17 protein-coding genes are annotated in these 21,087 nt (G+C 66.4%); 4 read left to right on the plus strand and 13 right to left on the minus strand.

The window, feature by feature from the left end:
• Positions 1–74 precede the first annotated feature (74 nt).
• Positions 75–986, plus strand: coding sequence for a LysR family transcriptional regulator (locus tag V8Z74_RS18940; protein ID WP_066483391.1), 912 nt, complete (start codon positions 75–77; stop codon positions 984–986).
• A 246-nt stretch (positions 987–1,232) separates the two neighbouring features.
• Here the strand turns inward: V8Z74_RS18940 and V8Z74_RS18945 are convergent, their stop codons facing one another.
• Positions 1,233–2,021: an IclR family transcriptional regulator domain-containing protein gene (locus tag V8Z74_RS18945; RefSeq protein ID WP_349710647.1), complete on the minus strand. Its 789-nt coding sequence runs from the start codon at positions 2,019–2,021 to the stop codon at positions 1,233–1,235.
• A gap of 219 nt (positions 2,022–2,240) precedes the next feature.
• On the opposite strand from V8Z74_RS18945, the gene pobA reads away from it, so the two are divergent.
• From pobA to V8Z74_RS18960, 3 genes are all read left to right on the plus strand, one after another.
• A complete protein-coding gene (pobA, locus tag V8Z74_RS18950; protein ID WP_066483407.1) occupies positions 2,241–3,416 on the plus strand; it encodes a 4-hydroxybenzoate 3-monooxygenase in 1,176 nt (391 codons plus the stop codon).
• 150 nt (positions 3,417–3,566) lie between these two features.
• A complete protein-coding gene (locus V8Z74_RS18955) occupies positions 3,567–4,334 on the plus strand; it encodes a 2OG-Fe dioxygenase family protein (RefSeq protein ID WP_349710649.1) in 768 nt (255 codons plus the stop codon).
• A gap of 177 nt (positions 4,335–4,511) precedes the next feature.
• Complete coding sequence (locus V8Z74_RS18960) at positions 4,512–4,949, plus strand: universal stress protein (protein ID WP_066483437.1); 438 nt, start codon at positions 4,512–4,514, stop codon at positions 4,947–4,949.
• Between the two features lie 116 nt (positions 4,950–5,065).
• On the opposite strand, the gene V8Z74_RS18965 is transcribed toward V8Z74_RS18960, so the two are convergent.
• The 12 genes from V8Z74_RS18965 to gcvH form a co-directional block, all read right to left on the minus strand.
• Positions 5,066–6,049 (minus strand): Bug family tripartite tricarboxylate transporter substrate binding protein, encoded by a 984-nt coding sequence (locus tag V8Z74_RS18965; RefSeq protein ID WP_066483421.1) that lies wholly within the window; start codon positions 6,047–6,049, stop codon positions 5,066–5,068.
• Positions 6,050–6,602: 553 nt separating this feature from the next.
• Positions 6,603–7,358, minus strand: a complete 756-nt coding sequence (locus V8Z74_RS18970; RefSeq protein WP_349710651.1) for an SDR family NAD(P)-dependent oxidoreductase — start codon at positions 7,356–7,358, stop codon at positions 6,603–6,605.
• 262 nt (positions 7,359–7,620) lie between these two features.
• Positions 7,621–8,331 carry an ABC transporter ATP-binding protein gene (locus V8Z74_RS18975; RefSeq protein ID WP_502879581.1) on the minus strand — a complete coding sequence of 237 codons (711 nt, stop codon included), beginning with the start codon at positions 8,329–8,331 and terminating at the stop codon, positions 7,621–7,623.
• Positions 8,331–9,098 carry a high-affinity branched-chain amino acid ABC transporter ATP-binding protein LivG gene (gene livG / locus V8Z74_RS18980; protein ID WP_066478732.1) on the minus strand — a complete coding sequence of 256 codons (768 nt, stop codon included), beginning with the start codon at positions 9,096–9,098 and terminating at the stop codon, positions 8,331–8,333. Before livG ends, V8Z74_RS18975 begins: the two co-directional genes overlap by 1 nt.
• 55 nt (positions 9,099–9,153) lie before the next feature.
• A complete protein-coding gene (locus tag V8Z74_RS18985) occupies positions 9,154–10,389 on the minus strand; it encodes a high-affinity branched-chain amino acid ABC transporter permease LivM (protein WP_066478729.1) in 1,236 nt (411 codons plus the stop codon).
• Positions 10,389–11,315, minus strand: coding sequence for a high-affinity branched-chain amino acid ABC transporter permease LivH (livH, locus tag V8Z74_RS18990; RefSeq protein WP_066478727.1), 927 nt, complete (start codon positions 11,313–11,315; stop codon positions 10,389–10,391). The genes V8Z74_RS18985 and livH overlap by 1 nt, the downstream gene beginning before the upstream one ends.
• Before the next feature lie 99 nt (positions 11,316–11,414).
• Positions 11,415–12,536, minus strand: a complete 1,122-nt coding sequence (locus V8Z74_RS18995) for a branched-chain amino acid ABC transporter substrate-binding protein (protein WP_066478725.1) — start codon at positions 12,534–12,536, stop codon at positions 11,415–11,417.
• Between the two features lie 349 nt (positions 12,537–12,885).
• On the minus strand, positions 12,886–13,668 hold the full coding sequence (locus V8Z74_RS19000) for an RluA family pseudouridine synthase (RefSeq protein WP_349710654.1): 783 nt from the start codon (positions 13,666–13,668) through the stop codon (positions 12,886–12,888).
• Positions 13,661–15,862 carry a PAS domain-containing hybrid sensor histidine kinase/response regulator gene (locus V8Z74_RS19005; protein WP_349710655.1) on the minus strand — a complete coding sequence of 734 codons (2,202 nt, stop codon included), beginning with the start codon at positions 15,860–15,862 and terminating at the stop codon, positions 13,661–13,663. The genes V8Z74_RS19000 and V8Z74_RS19005 overlap by 8 nt, the downstream gene beginning before the upstream one ends.
• Before the next feature lie 107 nt (positions 15,863–15,969).
• A complete protein-coding gene (locus tag V8Z74_RS19010; RefSeq protein ID WP_349710657.1) occupies positions 15,970–17,466 on the minus strand; it encodes a hypothetical protein in 1,497 nt (498 codons plus the stop codon).
• Positions 17,467–17,632: 166 nt separating this feature from the next.
• Entirely contained in the window at positions 17,633–20,536 is a 2,904-nt protein-coding gene (gene gcvP, locus V8Z74_RS19015) for an aminomethyl-transferring glycine dehydrogenase (protein WP_349710658.1), read from the minus strand.
• 121 nt (positions 20,537–20,657) lie between these two features.
• A complete protein-coding gene (gene gcvH / locus V8Z74_RS19020) occupies positions 20,658–21,032 on the minus strand; it encodes a glycine cleavage system protein GcvH (protein WP_349710659.1) in 375 nt (124 codons plus the stop codon).
• Positions 21,033–21,087 lie beyond the last annotated feature (55 nt).

A 21,087-nucleotide genomic window follows, 5' to 3' on the forward strand; every position in this document is an offset into this window, starting at 1 on the left:
GTCGCAATTCACCTAGCGCGGCCCCAGGCTAACAGCTATAGCAAAATGGCATAGCTTGCTTTGTGTGGTGCGCGATGAATCTTCAGCAGATAGAAACCTTTGTCCATGTGGCCGAAACCGGCAGCTTCAGCAAGGCCGCGGTCTTGCTGGACACGGCCCAGCCCGCGCTGAGCCGCCAGGTGCGTGCGCTGGAGACCGAGCTGCGCGAGACGCTGCTGATCCGCACCGGCCGCGGCGTGACGCTGACCGATGCGGGGCGCCGCCTGCTCGAGCACGGCCACGCCATCATGCAGCGCGTGGCCCTGGCCAAGGAAGACCTGGGCAGCCAGCGCGACGAGCCCGTGGGCCGCATCACCGTGGGCCTGCCGCCCAGCCTGGCGCGGCGGCTGACGCTGCCGCTGATCGACGGCTTCAGCCGCGACATGCCCAAGGCGCGCCTGGCCGTGGTCGAGGGCTTTTCCGTGAACATCACCGAGTGGCTGACGTCGGGCCGCATGGACCTGGGCCTCGTCTACACGCCCGAGCCGCATCCGCACATCGAGGTGGCGCCGGTGCTGGAGGAGCGCCTGTGCCTGATCGGCCCGGCCAGCAAGCTGGGCGGGCACAGCAGCGTGCCGTTCTCGCACCTGGACGAGTTCCCGCTGATCATGCCCCAGCGTGGCCAGATCTTCCGCAAGCTCATGGAGGCCCAGGCCACGCTGTCGCAGGTCAAGCTCAATGTGGTCTGGGAAGTGTCCAGCGTGCCGGCCATCCTCGACCTGGTGCGCGGCGGCTATGGCTATGCCGCACTGACCGACAGCGCCATGCGCGGCCACGACATGGATGCCTCGCTGGTCGGCGTGCCGATCAAGTCGCCGCATATCGTGAGCACGCTGTGCCTGGTGCAGTCGGCCAAGAAAAAGGCCACGCCGCTGATCCGCCGCACGGCCGAGCTGCTGCGCCGGCTGAGCCTGCAGGTGTGCGCGGTGGAGAGCGGAACGAATTGATCCCCCTGAGCCGCTGCGCGGCTTCCCCCGGAGGGGACGACATCTTCGGCTGGGCGCTCCCGCGGCGGGACGGCGCGGCCGGCCCGGCCCTTGCTCGATGTTCCTGGCGAAAGGGGCGATGCCGGTGGTGGCTTGTGATGCTATGAAAAAAGGTGCATCTCGCACCGGATAGCTCTTTTTTGTAGCGCGATATGTATTTGGAATTGAATGCGGCAAGGCGCAGACAGATTCCGGATCGATAGCACTTCAGATCAGCGGGCGCAGGGTTCTGGCACCTTCCTGCAGCAGCGGCAGGATGTCCTTGTGCAGGCTGGCCGCCGTCATGCGGCGCGAGGAGGTCACCACGTTGAGCGCGGCCACGGTGTTGCCCTGCATGTCGCGCAGCGGCACGGCCAGGGCCTGGATGGCGAGTTCGTGCTCCTCCTGCGCCACGCAGTAGTCAAGCCTGCGCACCTCTTCGAGCACGGCCTTGAGCGCTGCCATATCCGTCACCGTATGGGCGGTGAGCCGGGGCAGGTCATGGGTCTGCAGCCATTCGTCCAGGTCCGCGGGCGCCAGCGCCGCCAGCAGCACGCGGCCCGTGGAGGTGGCATGGGCCGGCAGCCTTGTGCCCAGGTGCAGGCCGTGGGCCATGAGGCGTTCGCCCTGTTCGTGCACGGCGCTGCGCGCCACGATGACGACTTCGCGCCCTTCGCGCACCACGCAGGAATACGAAAGCCCGGTCTGCGCGGCCAGCCGGTGCAGCACCGGCTGCACGATGCGCGGCAGCCGCGCGGAGGCCAGATAGGCGCCCGACAGCTGCAGCACCTTGGGCGCCAGCCAGTAGTGGCTGCCGTCGGTTTCCAGATAGCCGAGATGGGCCAGCGTGAGCAGGTGCCGGCGCGCCGCGGCGCGCGTGATGCCGGCGCGCTCGGCGGCCATGGTGGCGTTCAGGCGCTGGCGCTCGGTGTCGAAGCTCTCCAGCACGGCCAGGCCCTTGGCCAGGCCCGCAATGTAGTCGGCGGCGGCGATGGGGGGCAGGCTGGCGGAGGGCATGGAGGTTGCGGAAAAGCGGGCGGAAGGTGGTGGAGGCCGGGAGTGTGGCCGGGCATGGGTGCGCATTTTGTGCGATTGCCGGCTGCTTTGCGCGATTATCGCGCAATTGCATGCGATGGCTCTCCTGTTTGACGCAGCACAAAACTAGGCTTGGGCCATGGGTCGCATTCCAACGCAGATGCGGCACCTGTTGACGGAGAACAAGGAGATACAGACACCATGCGCACCAAAGTCGCCATCATCGGTGCAGGTCCCTCGGGCCTGCTGCTGGGCCAGCTGCTCTACAAGGCCGGCATAGACAACATCATCGTGGAGCAGCGCAGTGCCGATTACGTGCTCGGCCGCATCCGCGCCGGCGTGCTGGAGCAGGTGACCATGGACCTGCTGCGGCAGGCCGGCGCCGATGCCCGCATGAACGAGGAAGGCCTGCCGCACGACGGCATCGAGCTGCTGTTCAAGGGCAAGCGCCACCGCATCGACCTGCACGGCCTGACGGGCGGCAAGCGCGTCATGGTCTACGGCCAGACCGAGGTGACGCGCGACCTGATGCAAGTGCGCGCCGCCGAAGGCCTGACCACGGTGTACGAGGCACAGAACGTGCAGCCTGTCGACTTCGAGAGCGAACACCCCAAGGTGCGTTACGAGAAAGACGGCCAGGTGCACGAGATCGCATGCGATTTCATCGCCGGCTGCGACGGCTTTCACGGCATCTGCCGCGCCAGCGCGCCCCAGGACAAGGTCAAGACCTTCGAGAAGGTCTACCCCTTCGGCTGGCTGGGCCTGCTGTCGGACACGCCACCGGTCTCGCACGAACTGATCTATGCCAACACCGAGCGCGGCTTTGCGCTGTGCAGCCAGCGCAGTGCCACGCGCAGCCGCTACTACCTGCAGGTGCCGCTGACCGACAAGGTCGAGGACTGGAGCGACGAGGCCTTCTGGGAAGAGCTCAAGAAGCGCCTGGACCCCGAGGCCCGCGCCCACCTGGTGACCGGCCCCTCGCTGGAGAAAAGCATTGCGCCGCTGCGCAGCTTCGTGACCGAGCCCATGCGCTTCGGCCGCATGTTCCTGGCCGGCGACGCGGCCCACATCGTGCCGCCCACGGGCGCCAAGGGCCTGAATCTGGCCGCCTCCGACGTGGGCTATCTGTCGCGCGCGTTTGCCGAGTTCTACCAGGACAGGAGCAGCGAAGGCATAGACCGCTACTCCGAGCAATGCCTGCGTCGGGTCTGGAAGGCCGAGCGCTTCTCGTGGTGGATGACCTCCATGCTGCACAACTTCCCCGGCGAGGGCGAGTTCAACACCAGGGTGCAGGAGGCCGAACTGGACTATATCGTCCACTCCCGGGCCGGCGCCACTTCGCTGGCCGAAAACTACGTGGGCCTGCCGCTGGTCTGAGGCCGCAAGGCTTGCGCACGGGCCGCTTCGGGCGGCCCATGCCGCCTCGCTGCACGGCCATCGATGCAAATTGGTTGCTGCAGCCTTGCGCAAATATTGATGTCCGATCAGGCCCCGGCGCAGCGCGCCGGGAGTAAGCTTGCCGGCCTTATGGCGCAAATCATGTTTCCACCTCCCTACATCGCTGCGGACCGGGCAGCCCAGTCCCTGCGCGACAGCGGCTATGCCGTGCTGGCGCCGCAGGACTTCGCGCACTGGATCGGTGCCGACCTGGACCAGCTGCATGCGCTGGATGCCGACTGGCAGAGCCTGCCGCCCGATGCCTTTCTCAAGGATGGCGGACGCTACCGGCGCCGGCGCCATTCCTGTTTCGTGGCCCAGGCCGGATCGCTGCAGCAGGTGCCCCACCGTGCCCATTGGCAGCCCGTGGAATACAACGCCCTGCACGGCGGCATGCAGCGCATGTTCGATCCCATGCCCGACGCCACGACGCAAAGCCCGGTCTGGGCCCGGCTGCTGGAAAAGCTGGCCGGGCTGGCTGATCAGGTGTTCTGCGCCGACGGCGGCCACGAGCGCTGGTTTGTGGAGTCGCACCAGTTCCGTATCGACACCACGGATGGCATAGGCCGGCCCACGCCCGAAGGCGCGCACCGCGACGGCGTGGACCTGGTGGCGGTGATCCTGGTCGCCCGCCAGGGCGTGAAGGGCGGCGAGACCCGCGTCTTCGAAGCCACGGGCCCGAGCGGCATGCGCTTCACGCTGACCGAACCCTGGTCGGTGATGCTGCTGGACGATGCGCGCATGATCCACGAGACCACGCCCATCCAGCCGGCGCAGGCCGGCGGCGTGCGCGATACCCTGGTGCTGACCTACCGGCGCGGCAATTTCCAGGGCGCCGAGGTGGTGGACGCGGCCTGAAGCGGAGCTAGGCGCTGCCCCGTGCCGGATGCGGGCTTTCTTCGACGGCAAGGTTGATGTGCATCAAGATGCTGAGGCATGATGGGGTTCAGACTGAGCTTCATTGAACCGGCGGCGGATGGCGCAGATTTCTGTTCCCGGTGATGCCGCCATGCTATCGAAGGAGAAAACATGTCCATGTTCAAGCACATCCTGGTTCCGGTGGATGGCTCCAAGCCCTCGCTGCTGGCGGCCCGCAAGGCGGCCGAGCTGGCCAAGGTCTTTGGCAGCGCGGTGACGGCGGTCTATGTGATCGATCCCTATCCGTTCACCGGCGTGGGCGCCGATTTCGCCTACGGCCAATCCCAGTACCTGAGCGCGGCCACGGCCGAAGCCAATACCGCGCTGGATGCCGTCAAGGCCCTGATGGACGAGGCGGGCGTGGCCGTTTCCACCGTTGTCGGCGAAGGCCATGCGGTGCACGACGGCATCGTGCGCGTGATGGAAAGCAGCGGCGCCGATCTCATCGTCATGGGCTCCCAGGGCCGCCGCGGCCTGGAAAAGCTGATGCTGGGCAGCGTGACCCAGCGCGTGCTGGGCGCCGTGCGCATTCCCGTGCTCGTGGTCCGCGAATAAGCGTTCCCCATCAAATCAAAAAGACCTCCGAGGAGGTCTTTTTTATTGCACAGAGCACAGCCTTTAAAACGGGCTCGCTCCAACAAAGAGACACCGAGCAAGAGCCGCTCAGGGGGTCACTCAATCTTCGCGCCAGAGGCTTCCACGATCGCCTTGTTGGCCTTGAAGTCGGCCTGGAAGAATTTGTCGAAGGCTTCCACGCTCATGGCCTGGGGCTCGGCGCCCTGGGTCTGGATGGCTTCCCGTACTTCAGGCATGGCCAGCAGCTTGTTCACTTCGGCATTGACTTTGTTGACGACGGGCGCCGGCGTGCCCCTGGGCATGAACAGGCCGTACCAGGTGCTGACGTTGAAGCCCTTGAGACCGGATTCGGCCAGGGTCGGCACATCGGGCAGCGAGGTGGAGCGGGCCGCGGAGGTCACCGCGATGGCACGCAGCTTGCCGGACTTGATCTGGCCGATGGCCGAAGGCACGGAGGACACCAGAAGGTCCACGTTGCCCGCCAGCGCGTCCATCATGGCCGGGTTGGAGCCCTTGTAGGGCACGTGCGTGAGCTGGATGCCCGCAGCCTTTTCCAGCATCACGCCGGCCAGATGGATGCTGGTGCCGTTGCCCGGCGAGCCGTAGGTGATCTTGGCGGGCGCCTTCCTGGCGGCGGCCACCACGTCGGCCAGCGTCTTGTAGGGCGAGTTGGCGGCCGTGGCGATCACGATGGGGGTGTAGGCCACATGGGCCACGGGCGTCAGGTCCTTGGTGGGGTTCCAGGGCAGGTTCTTGTACAGATAGGGGCCGAGGACCACGTTGTCCTTCTGGCCCATGACCATGTCGTAGCCCGTGGGCGCCGCTTTCACGGCCTCGGTGATGCCGATGGTGCCGCCCGCGCCGGCGCGGTTGTCGGGCACCACGGTCCAGTGGCTGACTTCGGTGAGCTTGTTGGAGATCACACGCGAGAGGATGTCGGTGCCGCCGCCGGGCGGGAAGGGCACGATCAGGCGCACGGGCTTGTTGGGGTAGTCGGTGGCCGGGCCTTGCGCGGCCGCGGAAAAGCTCAGGCCCAGCGTGGCGGCCATGGCCGTGCAGGTGATCAGTTGGCGAAACATGAAAAAGAAACTCCAGGGACGATTCGGGGGCGCAGTCGCGGCAAGCCGGCTTTTGGCGCGGCGGCCCGTCACTGCAAAAAGCCTGTCGTGCGTTGCGCATGGCAGGCCTGGGGGTCACGGAAGGTGGGCTTTTCGATGATCGGGGAGGGTGGTTCCGCCATCAATGGGTATTTGTCTTTACCGGGGAGGCAGCATGCGGTACCGGCATGTCTGCACCATCCATCGCGCGCGGTGCGCAGCAGGGTGGCTGCTGCGCCAGCGAGCAGCAGACCGATCGGGTCTGGCTGCGGTTGCGGCCCACGGGCGCGATGGCTTGAAGCTGTTGTTGCAAGATGTGCATGCACAGCATGCGGACCATTCTGCCACGTCCCGGACCTTGCCAAGGCTGCCGGCGCGATGGCAGCCGTTCCTATCGGGCAAAGCAGCCATGCGTGCGATCAGCGTACCGGGAAGGCACAGGGCGCGGGGTGAATGAGGATTCTTGATGAAACAGGCCGCCAGCGCTTGCGAGTCGGGCGCCGGCAGCTATTCCATCCGTAGCGGCTGCAAAAGCTCAGGGCTGGCGTACATCGGCGACGACCTGTTCGCCGAAATCGGGCCGCTCCAGCCAGGCCAGCACGCGTGCAGCAGCTTCCTCGGGCGAGGTGAGCTTGCCGGTGGCCTTGAGCTGGGCGAAATTGCCGACGTCCGGAAAATCGCTCTGGTCGGCGCTGCGCAGCTGCACCTGCATATCGGTATCGATGACGCCGGGCGCCAGCGAGCAGATGCGCGCGCCGTGGGGCTTGGCGGCTTCCTCAAGCGCGACGCAGCGGCTGTACTGGTCCATGCCGGCCTTGGCCGTGCAATAGCTGGCCTGCGAAGCCATGGGCCGGCGGCCCAGGCCCGAAGAGATGTTGAGCACCTTGCGCTCGGCCTTCCAGTCGGCCGTGGCGGCCAGGAAGGCGCCGGTCATGGCCATGGGCGCTTCCAGGCCCACGCGCAGCGCATTGATCAGGTCGGCGGCCGGCAGCTGCGACAGCGGCGCGATCTGCGGGATCACGCCGGCATTGTTGATCAGGGTGATGCTGGCCCAGTCATTGGCCTGCAATGTGCGCAGCCAGGTGCCCAGGCGCTGGGCGGCCGCGGCGCTCTGGGCCAGGTCCTGCTGCCACTGGATCAGCTGCGCCGGGCTGCCGGCGCTCGCGGCCAGGGTTTCGCTGCTCCTGCGGGCAATGCTCAGCAGGATGTGGCCCTGGCGCAGCAGCTGCTGGCCCATGGCCAGGCCCATGCCGCGCGAGCCGCCAGTCAAAATCGTCAGATGCTTGGTCATGCGGGAATCTTACGGTCGTTTGCTGGCCACCCCATGCACGTGCTTCTGCGTATGGGAACAACCCTGGAGGCTCAGCCGGGTGCGGCGCCGGCGCTGACGGGCTTGCTCCGGCACGCGGTGGCGGCATGGAAAATGGCCCCACGCTCCCACGCTTCGGATGTTCACCGCCCTCAAGGGGGCGCTTTTGATCCTGGGGCGGCCCGGCGTTGAAAAAAAGCCCCTGCAGCCGCAAGCTGCAGGGGCTTTTCCGCGAGGGGCGGCGTCAGGCGCCCAGGTAGGCGCGGCGCACCGCGTCGTTGGTCAGCAGGTTGGCGCCCGTGTCCTCGAGCACCACCTTGCCGGTCTCCAGCACATAGCCGCGGTCGGCGATCTGCAGGGCGCGGTTGGCATTCTGCTCGACGAGGAACACCGTGACGCCTGCAGCGCGGATGGTCTGGATGATCTCGAAGATCTGCGCAATGACCAGCGGGGCCAGGCCCAGCGTGGGCTCGTCCAGCAGCAGCAGGCGCGGCTTGCTCATGAGCGCGCGGCCGATGGCCAGCATCTGCTGCTCGCCGCCGGACATGGTGCCGGCACGCTGGCCGGCGCGTTCGCGCAGGCGCGGGAACAGGCCGAACACATGCTCGATGCCGGCCTCGATCGCCGCCTTGTCGAGGAAGAAGCCGCCCATCTGCAGGTTCTCGGTGACCGTGAGGTCCGAGAAGATGCGGCGCCCCTCGGGCGAGACCGCGATGCCCTTGCGCATGATGTGGTGCGTGGACATATGCGTGATGTCCTCGCCCTCGTAGAAGACCTTGCCGCCGCTGGCGCGCGGCGTGCCGCAGATGGTCATCAGCAGCGAGGTCTTGCCGGCGCCGTTGGAGCCGATCAGCGAGACGATCTCGCCCTGGTTCACTTGCAGGCTGGCGTTGTCCACGGCGCAGATGGCGCCGTAGTGGGTGGACAGGTTCTGTACTTGCAGCATGGCCGTCATCAGGCTTCTCCCAGATAGGCCTTGATGACCCGTTCATCGTTGCGGATGGCATCGGGCACGCCCGTTGCGATGGGCTTGCCGTATTCCATGACCAGGATGCGCTCGGACACCCCCATGACCAGGCCCATGTCGTGCTCGATCAGCAGCACGGCCACGCCGTAGTCGCGGCGCAGCTGGTCGATCAGGCCCTGCAGGTCCTTTTTCTCCTGCGGATTCAGGCCGGCGGCCGGCTCGTCGAGCATGAGCACGCGCGGCTTGGTGATCATGCAGCGCGCGATCTCCAGGCGGCGCTGGTGGCCGTAGGCCAGGTTGCCGGCTTCGCGGTTGACGAAGGAGCGCAGGCCCATGACGTCCAGCCACTTGAGCGCGTTCTCGATCTTCTCCTCTTCCGAGCGGCGATAGCCCGCCGTGTTGAACAGGCCGCCGAGCAGCGTGGAGCGCGACTGGCGATGCTGGGCCACCAGCAGGTTCTCCAGCACGGTCATGTGCTTGAACAGGCGCACGTTCTGGAAGGTGCGCACCACGCCGTGGTTGGCCACCTGGTGGCTGCTCTGCCCGGCGATGCTCCTGCCGTCCAGGACGACGGAGCCGCCCGAGGGCTGGTAGAAACCGCTGATGCAGTTGAACACCGTGGTCTTGCCGGCGCCGTTGGGGCCGATGATGGCAAACACTTCCTGCGGACGCACGTTGAAGCCCACGTTGTCCACGGCCAGCAGGCCGCCAAAGCGCATGCACAGGTCTTTGACTTCTAGCAAATACTCGCTCATGCGCTTGCCCAGTCTTCGGTTGTAATTATCAAAATGAGAGCGAAGCAGCGGTTCATCACTTCACCTCCACATGATGGCGCTTCATGGGCAGCAGGCCCTGCGGGCGCCAGATCATCATCAGAATCATGACCAGGCCGAAGATCAGCATGCGGTATTCGGAGAACTCGCGGGCCAGCTCGGGCAGGGTGGTGAGGATGATGGCCGCGAGGATCACGCCCAGCTGCGATCCCATGCCGCCCAGCACCACGATGGCCAGGATCAGCGCCGACTCGATGAAGGTGAACGACTCGGGGTTGACGATGCCCTGGCGCGCCGCGAAGAAGGCGCCGCCGAAGCCCGCGAACATGGCGCCCAGCGTGAAGGCCGAGAGCTTGATCTTCATGGGGTTCAGGCCCAGCGAGCGGCAGGCGATCTCGTCCTCGCGCAGCGCCTCCCAGGCCCGGCCGATGGGCATGCGGATCAGGCGGTTGCTGATGAACAGCGTCACCATGGCCAGCAGAAGAGCCATCAGGTACAGGAAGATCACCATGTGCATGGAATTGAATTCCAGGCCGAAGAACTGGTGGAAGGTGGTGCCGCCCTCGACCGAGGGCGAGCGTGCCATTTCCAGCCCGAACACCGAAGGCTTGGGAATGCTGGAGATGCCGTCCGGGCCGCCCGTGAAGCCGGTCAGGTTGGTCAGCAGCAGGCGGATGATTTCGCCGAAGCCCAGCGTCACGATGGCCAGGTAGTCGCCGCGCAGGCGCAGCACGGGAAAGCCCAGCGCGAAGCCGAACGTCGCCGAGGCCAGGCCGGCAAGCGGCAGTGCTTCCCAGAAGGACCAGCCGGCCCAGTGGTACAGCAGCGCGTAGGTATAGGCACCCACGGCATAAAAGCCCACGAAGCCCAGATCCAGCAGGCCGGCAAAGCCCACGACCACGTTCAGACCCAGACCCAGCATCACGTAGATCATGGCCAGCGTCGCGATGTCCACGGCATTGCGGCCCGCGAAGAAGGGCCACGAGGCCGCCAGCATCAGCGCCACGAAGATCATGACGTTGCGGGTGGCCGGCTTCACGTCCGGCAGGGCCGGCAGCTCGACCCTGGGCAGCCTGCCGGCGAGCAGGGGCTTGAGCATCTGCACGATGAAGACGGCCAGGCAGGCCCAGGCCGTCATGCGCCAGTCGGGCACCACGACGGTGCGCCCGCCGGCGCGCTCCAGGTGCAGGCTGAAGATGGGCGCGACCACGATGGCTGTCATGACCGTGGAAATCAGCGCATCGCGCAAAGAAGCGGAAAAGCTGTATTTCATCAGACCTTCTCCACTTCAGGTTTGCCCAGCAGGCCGGTGGGACGGAACATCAGGATCATCACCAGCAGGCCGAAGGCCACGATGTCCTTGTATTCCGAGGAGATATAGGCTGCGGCGAAGGTTTCCGCCACGCCCAGGATCACGCCGCCCAGCATGGCGCCGGGAATGGAGCCGATGCCGCCGAGCACGGCTGCCGTGAAGGCCTTGATGCCCGCCAGAAAGCCGATGAAGGGATTGAGCTTGCCCACGGCCAGCGCGATCAGCACGCCGCCCACGGCCGCCAGCATGGCGCCCAGCACGAAGGTGAAGGAGATCACCTTGTTGGTGTCGATGCCCAGCAGATTGGCCATGTGCATGTCCTGGGCGCAGGCGCGCGAGGCGCGGCCCATGCGCGAGCGCTTGATGTAGAGCGTCAGCAGCACCATCAGCACCACGGTGACCACGATGATCAGGATGCGCGAATAGGGCACATAGACCTCGAAGCCGCCTTCGGTGCCGAAGCGCAGGGCGCCGGGAATCAGCGAAGGCACGGCCATGTCGCGCGCACCCTGGCCCAGGGCCACCCAGTTTTGCAGGAAGATGGACATGCCGATGGCGGAGATCAGCGCCACCAGGCGGGGACTCTTGCGCACGGGCTTGTAGGCCACCTGTTCCACCACCAGGCCATAGACGCCGGTGATGAAGACAGAGACCACGAGCATGAGGCCGATGATGGCCCAGACCGGCAGCCCGCTCTGGGTGCCGACCGCGGAGAGGGTGACCAAACCGATGTAGGCGCCGATCATGTAGATGTCGCCATGCGCGAAATTGATCATGCCGATGATGCCGTAGACCATGGTGTAGCCAATGGCGATCAGGGCGTAAATGGCTCCGAGTGAGAGCCCGTTGAATAGCTGTTGTATCAGCTGGGGTACTAAGTCAGACATGCAATGCCACCCGTAAACAGGAAAAGGCCCGAGGGCCAAATAGCAAACAACCGGGGGCGCCGGGCCTTGGCCCGACGCACCCCGGAAGAGTGAGGTGGATTACTTGTTGGCGACGGACTTGCTGCCGTCCTTGTGCCATTCGAACACCTGGAAGTCGAAGGACTTCAGGTCGCCTTGCTGGTTCCAGGCCACGGGGCCCAGCACGGTTTCGAACGTGCTCTTGTGCATGTGGTCGGCCACCTTGGCGGGGTTGTCGCCTGCAGCCTTGATGCTGTCGAGCAGCACCTGGGTGGCGGCGAACGAGGTCAGCTGGAAGGCGCCGGAGGGATTGCGCTTCTTGTCCTTGAAGGCCTTGACCACGGCGGCATTCTTGGGGTTGGCCGAGAAGTCTGCGGGCAGGGTCACCAGCATGCCTTCGACGGCGGGGCCGGCGATGGCGTTGACTTCAGGGTTGCCCACGCCTTCGGGGCCCATCATGCGGACCTTCAGGCCCTGCTCGGCGGCCTGGCGCAGCAACAGGCCCATTTCGGGGTGGTAGCCGCCGTAGTAGACGAAGTCCACGCCGGCGCTCTTGAGCTTGGTGATCACCGCGGAGTAGTCGCTATCGCCGGCATTGATGCCTTCGAACAGGGCCACGGGCACGTTGGCCTTCTTCAGGTCGTCGCGCACGGAGGAGGCGATGCCCTGGCCGTACGACTGCTTGTCGTGCAGCACGGCAACCTTCTTGGGCTTGATCTTCTCGATGATGAACTTGGCAGCGGCGGGGCCTTGCTGGTCATCGCGGCCGATGGTGCGGAAGATGAAGTGGTAGTTCTTGCCGTCGGTCAGCGCGGGCGAGGTGGCCGAGGGGGTCACCACGACCACGCCTTCGTTGTTGTAGATGGGCGCCGCGGCAATCGAGGCGCCCGAGCACACGGGGCCGATCACGTAGCCGATCTTGCTGTTGACCACGCGGTTGGCGGCCACGGGGCCCTGCTTGGGTTCGCAGGCGTCGTCCACGGCCACCAGCTCGATCTTCTTGCCGTTGATGCCGCCGGCGGCATTGGCCATTTCCACGGCGGTGTTCACACCTTCCTTGACCATGTCGCCATACTGGGTCAGAGGGCCGGTCGTAGGAACCACCATGGCGATCTTGACTTGGGCATGGGCGCTGGAGAGCAATGCAGCACCTGCCAGGCCGATGGCCGCGACGACGGTATGCATGCGGAACGGAATGCTCATGAGGACTTCCTTCAAATGCGTAAGTGTTCGGAAAAAGCGCAGCCCGCCGCGAAATTGGGGCCGGGCTTTGCGAAGGCTGCCAGATTAAACCAGCGGTTACCGTTGGCAACAGGGTATCCCGGGGCTGGTTTTTTTACGCGCTTTTCGCTACGCACTGCATAGCACGCCGGGCCATCTGGGCCTGCGCTGGCAGCGCTTTGATGTCAAAAGGAAAAGCCTGCAGAAACAGGGCGGTGCACGATGCCGCAATTGGCCTGACGATCTGCAGGGTTGCAAGTGTTTCGAGCGTCTTGCAGCTTGATTTTGTTGCGGTTTTGCGACGAAATGACGAAGCCTGTCTAGACATTCCTCAAAAAGGCGCCGGCGACTCGAAATGGAGCAGCTCCTGCGTGCCGGGATGCCGCAGCGCGAGGTGGCAGGCATGCAGCAGCAGGCGGGGAGCCCAGCCGGAGCTGTTTTCATCGCCATAGAGGGCGTCGCCCAGAATGGGATGGCCGAGTGCTGCCATATGCACCCGCAACTGGTGCGTGCGGCCCGTGACGGGGCTGAGCAGCACCCGCGTGCAGGCATGCGAGTTCCAGGTTTCCTGCGCCACGGCCTGCCACAGGGTTCGGCTGGGCTTGCCCAGCCGCGCGTCGATGATGCGCAGCGGACGCCGCTCCCAATCGGCGGCAATCGGTAGATCAACTACTTGCCAGCCGGCGGGTACGGGGTCGGCGGGTATGCGGCCTTCCGGGGGACGCGCCATGCCGCGCCGCGGCGCAGGCTCTGGCCGTGCTTGCTCCGCGAAGTAGGGAAGGCTTGCCGCCGGCAGGGATACCTGGCCGGCCAGCGGGTCGAGCCGGCCGGCAACCACGGCGGCATAGCGCTTTTCCACCTGCCGCTGCGCAAAGGCCTGGCTCAGCAGGCGTTGGCTGTGCAGGCCGCGCGCCATCACCACCAGGCCGGAAGTGGCCTGGTCCAGCCGGTGCACGACGAGTGCATCGGGCCAGCGCCGCAGGGCACGCGCGCTCAGGCAATCCTGCTTGTCGTGGCCGCGGCCCGGCACGCACAGCAGGCCCGCGGGCTTTTCCAGCACCAGCAGATCCTCGTCTTCATGCCGGCAGACCAGACCCTCTGGAATCTCATTCATGCAGCAGCCGGTGGACGGTGGCGCAAAGCTCCTCCACATCGTTGGGCTTGTGTATCAGTGCGCGTGCGCCGGCGCTCAGCGCGGCCTGCTCGATCTCCGCCGTGACATAGCCCGAGGCCAGGGCCACGGGCAGCGCCGGCTGGGCCTGCAGGGCCTCGCGCACCAGGTCCACGCCGCTGTAGCCGGGCATGTTGTAGTCCGTCACGAGCAGGTGGACGCCGGACGGATCGGTCTGCAGCCGGGCCAGTGCCTCGTGTGGATCGGTGAAGCCGCTGACGGTATAGCCGCGCCGGCGCAGCAGTCGCGTCACGAGGAATACCAGTGCCTGGTCGTCGTCCACATACATGATGTGCCGGGCCGCATCCGGGGTGGCTGCTCCTGCCGGCAGTGCTGCCGCCGGAGCGAGATCCGCAGCGGGATGGCGCGCATGGGAGGCAGGGATGCCGCCCAGCGAGGCGGGCATCTCGGTGTCGACCAGCGGAAAGTACAGCGTGAAGCGGCTGCCCTGGCCCGGAACGCTGAACACGTCCACGGCGCCGCCGTGGGTCCGCATCACGCCATGCACGACCGACAGGCCCAGGCCTGTGCCCTGGCCGACCGGCTTGGTGGTGAAGAAGGGCTCGAAGATGCGCTGCTGCGTGGCCACGTCCATGCCCGGGCCGTTGTCCTGTACCGAGAGCGTGATGTAGCTGGCATGGGGCAGGCCCAGGCGCGCGCAGGCATGGGCTTCGGGTTGGGTCAGATGGGCTTCCATCTGGATCAGGCCGCGGGCCTCGCCCAGCGCATGCATGGCGTTGTTGCACAGGTTGAACAGCGCCTGCTCGACCTGGGTCGGGTCGGCCAGCAGCGGCGGCACGGGCACGGTCATGCGTATCTGCAGCTCGATGGCCGGCGGCAGGGTCACGCGCAGCAGGCGGGCCGTGTCCTGCATGACCTCGCTGACCTGCACGATGCGGCGCTCGGGCGCATCGTTGCGGCTGAAGGTCAGGATCTGGCGCACCAGGTCGCGCGCGCGGCGGCCGGCCTTCTCGATTTCGCGCAGGCTTTCCAGCGCTGCCGGGTTGTCGCTGCAGTCGGCCTTGGCCAGTTCGACGTTGCCGAGGATGGCGCCCACGATGTTGTTGAAGTCGTGGGCGATACCGCCGGCCATGGTGCCCACGGCCTGCATCTTGTGGGATTCGCGCAGCTGCGACTCCAGGGCGCCGCGCTGCGCCTCGGCCTTCTTGCGGCTGGTCAGGTCGCGGGCGAAAACGGTGGTGGTGTCGCCGTTGTTGTGGTGTTCGAACGAGACGCTGACTTCGACCGGCACCTCGCGCCCGCTGGCGGTGCGCGCGGCCATCTCGCCCAGAATGGCCTGGGTGGTCAGCGGCGCAAAGGCCAGTGCGCGTGCCGCGTCGGGCAGGAAGCGATCCAGGGGGCTGCCCAGCGCATCATGGGGCGAGCACAGGAACAGGGCGGCTGCCGTGGGATTGAAGACGGTGATGCGCTGGTTCGCATCCACGCAGATGATGGCATCCAGCGAGGAGTTGATGATGGATTCCAGGCGCTTTTCACTCGCATGCAGCTGCAGGTTGCGCTCCTGCAGCGCCTGGCGCTCCGCCAGCAGCGGCCCCTGGTTGACCATGGCGCACAGGAACTGGGGCGCGGACTGGCCGTTCTGCTGGCGCACCGAGATGCAGGCGATATGCAGGTCGCCCCACAGCTGGATTTCCTCGTTGATGTCGAAGGCGACTTCGTAGGCCTGGGCGCTGCCCTGCTCGTGCGCGAGCGCAAACGCCTGCCGCACGCGCTCCACGTCGTGCGCGTGCACGAACGGCATGAAGTTGACCAGCAGCCGGTCCCGCTCCGTGGGCTGGAAGGCGCTGTGGGCCATGGCATTGGCCTGCACCACCATGTCGTGCTCGTCGAGCACCAGCAGGGGCAGGGGAATGTTGGCAAACAGGGCCTCGAAGCGCTCCGAGGCGCTTTCCGCCACGGCCTGGCTGTAGTTGAGCACCTCGTTCTGCAGCTCCAGCTCGCGCTGGTAGTTGCGCAGCTCGGCCACCAGCGCCTGCAGCGGATCCTCGTCTTCGGGAACGATGGGGCGTATGTCCGACGACAGGGCGGGAGCCGGGGAGCCGGGGGCCAGCAGTGCATGCAGGGGCAGGCTGTCCGGTTCGTCGTCGAGAGGGGGCGTGGGTTCTGGGCTGCTCATGGCGGGAAATACATTGCAGACCCAAGGGTTGCAAAAAGTAGGCGCAGTGTAAGCGCCTCGCAGGCCGCCAACAAGCCGCAGGGCGTTTTCCGGCGCACGACCGCCGCCTAGGGCTTGCCGCCCGGCTCCAGGTCGTAGCTGTGGATCTGGAGGTCGCGGCTGTTGTACCAGTTGCCCTGGGCCCAGTGGACCCGGCCGGTGCTAGGCTCGAAGCCCAGCACGCCCAGGTAGCCGTCGATCGCGAGCTTGTGCCAGGAAGCGCCCCAGTCGCTGGAATAGAAGACCGCATTGGCCGAGATGCTGGAGTCGCGTACGGGGGAGAGCCAGCGCGGCACCTGGTAGCTGCTCATGGTGTTGGCCAGCAGCACCTTGTCTCCGACCCGGAAGTCGCGCAGGCCGGACGAGGAAGCCAGGGGGTGGAACGGGCTGGGCAGCGGCCCGTGGTCCACCCAGGTCCGGCCGGTGCCGTTCCATTCGGCCACCTGGGGCAGGGGCTGGCCGTCGCGCTGCAGCACGGCAATCGTCCTGCCGGCACTGTTGGCCTGCAGCTCGGTGACGGCAAAGCCTTCCATGTGCTCGGGCAAGGCCATGTCCCAGCGGCCGGCGCTGCGGCGCAGCTCGGCGCGGGTGCTGACGCTGATCGAGGTATCCAGGTGGGGGCCGCCGGGCGCCCCATACATGAAGGTCTGGCTGATCCAGAGCACGGCCTGGTCCGGACCGTTCTGGACGACATGCGCCCGTATGCGGCCATGCCTGCCGTTGCTGTCGCCCCAGTCGGCATCGGCAGGCGCCTTGCCGCGCAGGTCGTCCAGCGTCTTGAGCAGCGGCGCGGATGCCGCGACGGATTCCACGGTGCGGCCCAGGTCCGGCGAATAGAACAGGCCGCTGGGGCTGCCTTGCGTCGGCGCGGCTTGCTCTTCACCGAATTCGAAATCTCTCCATGCCCAGACTTCCCGGTCTCCGTGGAACTGCGGGCGCATGCTCCAAGCCTGCCAGTTCACCTGCGGCAGCCAGCCGCTCTCCAGCCATTGCCAGCTTTGGCCCTGGTCGTCGCTGCGCAGCACGGCGGTCTGCTCCAGCGCAGGTTTCGCCTCCGAAGCCTGCGGCCGTTCCAGATCGGTCAGCAGATACAGCGTGGAACCATCGGGCGTGGCGAGCAGGCAGCCCGTACCGTTGAGCCGGGCCACTTCATGGAAGATGCCGTCTTCGGCCAGGCGCGAGACATAGGTGGTCTGCTCCGGTTTGCGGTGCCAGGCATTCCAGGGCGTGCCCCAGTCCTCCGGCGGCGCCTGCGCGGCGCGCTTGCCGCCATAGACCAGGGTATCGAGCTGAACGGAGCCTTCGGGCTGGGGCGTGATGTCGTGGGCGTCTTCGAGCCGGCCCACGAGCCAGGTGTTTCTGGGCGTGCGGACCAGACCCGTGCAGTATTGCTGCATGGCGCGCTGGTGCAGGTTCTGCACCCGGCCGGTCACCGCAGGCTGCGGCTCGGCTCCGCCGATCTCCAGCTTGGCGCGCAGCAAAATGCCCTGATAGACGGCCGCGGCTGCCAGCAACAGCAGTACGGCACTGGCCAGAGGCCATCGGGAGCGTTTCGGTCGGAGCATGCGGGCGGTTGCAGAAAGGTGGCAAAAGGCTGGAACTTGCACAGGCAAAGCGGCGCGGTGTGCCCTCCCGAAGGAAGGCGCAACGCCTCAGTGCGCCTGCGCAAGTGTAAGAGCCCCGGACCGACCGCGCGCGTCCGGCCCGCAAATGGCCGATGGTCCCGCTGCTTCAGCCGGCAGGCTCTGCCAGCGGCACGCAGCTGCAAAAGAGGTTGCGGTCCCCGTAGACGTTGTCGACCCGGCCCACGGGCGACCAGTATTTGCCGTGTCGCAGCGCGGCCAGCGGATAGGCCGCGGTTTCGCGGCTGTAGGCATGCTGCCAGTCATCGCTGGCCACCTGCTCGGCGGTGTGGGGCGCGTTCTTGAGCGGATTGTCCTCGCGCGGCCACCGGCCGGCCTCGATCTCGCGGATTTCTTCGCGGATGGCGATCATGGCGGCGACAAAGCGGTCGATCTCGGCCAGCGGCTCGCTTTCGGTGGGCTCCACCATCAGGGTGTTGGCCACGGGGAAGGATAGCGTGGGCGCATGGAAGCCGTAGTCGATCAGGCGCTTGGCCACATCCTCGGCCATCACGCCGCAGGTTTCCTTGAGCCCGCGCAGGTCCAGGATGCATTCATGTGCCACATGGCCGTTGGCCGATGCGTACAGCGTGGGGTAATGCCGGCGCAGGCGCGCGCTGATGTAGTTGGCGCTGAGGATGGCCGTTTCGGTGGCCTGCTTGAGGCCTTCGGCACCCATCATGCGGATATACATCCAGCTGATGGGCAGAACGGCCGCATTGCCCAGGGGCGCCGCGCTGACGGCTCCTGTCTTTGAATCCATTCCGCCCGTTGCGTGGCCGGGCAGGAAGGGGACCAGGTCCTCCACCACGCAGACCGGGCCCACGCCGGGGCCGCCGCCGCCGTGGGGAATGCAGAAGGTCTTGTGCAGGTTCAGGTGGCTCACGTCGCCGCCGAATTCACCTGGCGCGGCCACGCCGACCAGGGCATTCATGTTGGCGCCGTCCACGTAGACGCGGCCGCCGTGGCGGTGCACCAGGGCGCACAGCTCCCTGACCTGGGTTTCGAACACGCCGTGCGTGCTGGGGTAGGTGATCATCACGCAGGCCAGGTTGGCGCTGTGCTGCTCGCACTTGGCCTGCAGGTCGGCCAGATCCACGTTGCCGTTGTCGTCGCATTGGGTGACGACCACCTGCATGCCCACCATCTGGGCGCTGGCAGGATTGGTGCCGTGGGCGCTGCTGGGGATCAGGCAGATGTTGCGGTGCGCCTCGCCGCGGCTGGCATGCCATCCCCTGATGGCCAGCAGGCCTGCATATTCGCCCTGGCTGCCGGCATTGGGCTGCAGGCTCACGCCCGCATAGCCCGTGGCCTCGCACAGCCAGCGGCGCAACTGTGCATCCAGCTCGGCATAGCCGGCCTGCTGGTCGGCGGGAGCGAAGGGATGGATGTTGGCGAACTCGGGCCAGGTGATGGGAATCATCTCGCTGGTGGCATTGAGCTTCATGGTGCACGAGCCCAGCGGAATCATCGAGCGGTCCAGCGCCAGATCCTTGTCGGAAAGGCTGCGGATGTAGCGCAGCATGGCTGTCTCTGAATGATGGGTGTTGAACACCGGATGCGCCAGAAAGCTGCTGCTGCGCTGCAGCGCCTCCGGAATCAGCGAGGGCAGGCCTTCGTCCATGGCGGCAATGGTCGGCAGCGGCTGGCCGTCCTGCGCGAAGACGGACCACAGCAGCTCCACGTCGGCGCGGGTGCTGGTCTCGTCCAGGCTGATGCACAGGTATTCATCCCAGGCTTTTCTCAGGTTGACGCCCATGGACGCTGCGCGAGCAGCTATGGAATCGGTAGCTTCACGCGTGTGAAGCGAAATGGTGTCGAAGGCCGTGTCGTGGTGGCGGCTGTGATAGCCCAGATGGGCCAGGCCGCGGCTCAGGATGGCCGTGAGCCGCGCCACGCGCTTCGCGATGCGGGTCAGGCCCTGGGGGCCGTGGTAGACCGCATACATGCTGGCGACCACGGCGGGCAGCACCTGGGCCGTGCAGATGTTGGAGGTCGCCTTTTCGCGCCGGATGTGCTGTTCGCGCGTCTGCAGCGCCAGTCGGTAGGCGGGGCGGCCGTGCGCATCCACGCTCACGCCCACCAGGCGGCCGGGCAGGGAGCGCTTGTATTCGTCGCGGCAGGCCATGAAGGCCGCATGCGGGCCGCCGGCGCCCATGGGCATGCCAAAGCGCTGGGTGCTGCCCACCACGATATCGGCATCCCATTCGCCGGGCGGCGTGATCAGCGTCAGGGCCAGCAGGTCGGCGGCGAAGATGGCGGCCGCTTGCTTGGCGTGGATGGCCTGCACGTCGGCCTGCCAGTCCGCGATCCAGCCGCTGCTGGCCGGATACTGGATCAGCGCGGCAAAGAAGTCGCCGGCCAGCGCGGCCTCCCACTCCTCCTTGGAATTGGCCACGACCACTTGGATGCCCAGCGGCGCGGCACGGGTGCGGATGACCTCTATGGTCTGGGGATGGGTGTCGCCTGCAATCACCAGCGTGTCGCTTCTGGATTTGGCGGCGCGCCTGGCCAGCGTCATGGCCTCGGCGGCGGCCGTGGCTTCGTCGAGCATGGAGGCATTGGCGATCGGCATGCCGGTCAGGTCGCAGACCATGGTCTGGAAGTTGACCAGCGCTTCCATGCGGCCCTGGGAAATTTCGGCCTGGTAGGGCGTGTAGGCGGTGTACCAGGCGGGATTCTCGAGCACGTTGCGCAGGATGACCCCCGGCGTATGCGTGCCGTAGTAGCCCTGGCCGATGAAGTTCTTGAATATTCTGTTCCTGGCCGCGATGGCCTTGAGTTCGGCCAGCGCCTGGGCCTCGGAAACGGCGGCCGGCAGCTGCATGGGGCGGCTGCGCCGGATGGCGGGCGGGACGATGGAGTCCATGAGCGCGGCGCGCGAGGCTTCGCCGATCACGGACAGCATATGGGCTTCGTCCTGCGCATCGATGCCGATATGGCGGGGCACGAATTCACCGGGGTTTTCCAGCGACTGCAGGGTCTCGGCGGGGGAAGGGGGCGGCATCAGCATGGAGTTGACCTAATCTCAAAAGATTCTCGGAAGCGATGGCTGGCGGAGCGTGCGGGCCGCATGCGCGGCCGGCTCCAGTGAAAAAGCCCCGGCAAACCGCTTGCGGGGGCTTTGGCAGGGCTTAGCTGTTGCTGGCGAAATCGTTGTAGGCGGTTTCGCCCATGAGGCCGGCCAGCTCGCCGGCATCGCTCATCCTGACCTTGAAGAACCAGCCGGCGCCCAGAGGATCGCTGTTGGCCAGGGCCGGGTCGGCGCGCAAAGCTTCGTTGACTTCCACGATCTCGCCGGTCACGGGCATGTAGACATCGGCAGCGGCCTTGACGGACTCCACCACGCCGGCCACCTCGCCCTGCTTGAAGGTGGCGCCCACGGCGGGCAGGTCGACGAACACCACGTCGCCCAGCGCGTCCTGCGCATGCAGGGTGATGCCGACCACGGCGGCGTTGGTGTCGGCGGCATTGATCCACTCATGTTCTTTGGAATATTGGATGCTCATGGAAACTCCAGATGGGGAAACAAAATCGGGTTTTGAGAAAGGTCAGCCCGCACTG

It is taken from the genome of Comamonas sp. w2-DMI, assembly GCF_040187735.1.
Taxonomy (GTDB): domain Bacteria; phylum Pseudomonadota; class Gammaproteobacteria; order Burkholderiales; family Burkholderiaceae_C; genus Comamonas; species Comamonas terrae.

Excerpts from the sequence above, each read along its gene's own strand:
- V8Z74_RS18940 (WP_066483391.1), top strand. The coding sequence starts at position 75 with ATGAATCTTCAGCAGATAGAAACCTTTGTCCATGTGGCCGAAACCGGC.
- V8Z74_RS18945 (WP_349710647.1), bottom strand. The coding sequence starts at position 2,021 with ATGCCCTCCGCCAGCCTGCCCCCCATCGCCGCCGCCGACTACATTGCG.
- pobA (WP_066483407.1), top strand. The coding sequence starts at position 2,241 with ATGCGCACCAAAGTCGCCATCATCGGTGCAGGTCCCTCGGGCCTGCTG.
- V8Z74_RS18955 (WP_349710649.1), top strand. The coding sequence starts at position 3,567 with ATGGCGCAAATCATGTTTCCACCTCCCTACATCGCTGCGGACCGGGCA.
- V8Z74_RS18960 (WP_066483437.1), top strand. The coding sequence starts at position 4,512 with ATGTTCAAGCACATCCTGGTTCCGGTGGATGGCTCCAAGCCCTCGCTG.
- V8Z74_RS18965 (WP_066483421.1), bottom strand. The coding sequence starts at position 6,049 with ATGTTTCGCCAACTGATCACCTGCACGGCCATGGCCGCCACGCTGGGC.
- V8Z74_RS18970 (WP_349710651.1), bottom strand. The coding sequence starts at position 7,358 with ATGACCAAGCATCTGACGATTTTGACTGGCGGCTCGCGCGGCATGGGC.
- V8Z74_RS18975 (WP_502879581.1), bottom strand. The coding sequence starts at position 8,331 with ATGACGGCCATGCTGCAAGTACAGAACCTGTCCACCCACTACGGCGCC.
- livG (WP_066478732.1), bottom strand. The coding sequence starts at position 9,098 with ATGAGCGAGTATTTGCTAGAAGTCAAAGACCTGTGCATGCGCTTTGGC.
- V8Z74_RS18985 (WP_066478729.1), bottom strand. The coding sequence starts at position 10,389 with ATGAAATACAGCTTTTCCGCTTCTTTGCGCGATGCGCTGATTTCCACG.
- livH (WP_066478727.1), bottom strand. The coding sequence starts at position 11,315 with ATGTCTGACTTAGTACCCCAGCTGATACAACAGCTATTCAACGGGCTC.
- V8Z74_RS18995 (WP_066478725.1), bottom strand. The coding sequence starts at position 12,536 with ATGAGCATTCCGTTCCGCATGCATACCGTCGTCGCGGCCATCGGCCTG.
- V8Z74_RS19000 (WP_349710654.1), bottom strand. The coding sequence starts at position 13,668 with ATGAATGAGATTCCAGAGGGTCTGGTCTGCCGGCATGAAGACGAGGAT.
- V8Z74_RS19005 (WP_349710655.1), bottom strand. The coding sequence starts at position 15,862 with ATGAGCAGCCCAGAACCCACGCCCCCTCTCGACGACGAACCGGACAGC.
- V8Z74_RS19010 (WP_349710657.1), bottom strand. The coding sequence starts at position 17,466 with ATGCTCCGACCGAAACGCTCCCGATGGCCTCTGGCCAGTGCCGTACTG.
- gcvP (WP_349710658.1), bottom strand. The coding sequence starts at position 20,536 with ATGCTGATGCCGCCCCCTTCCCCCGCCGAGACCCTGCAGTCGCTGGAA.
- gcvH (WP_349710659.1), bottom strand. The coding sequence starts at position 21,032 with ATGAGCATCCAATATTCCAAAGAACATGAGTGGATCAATGCCGCCGAC.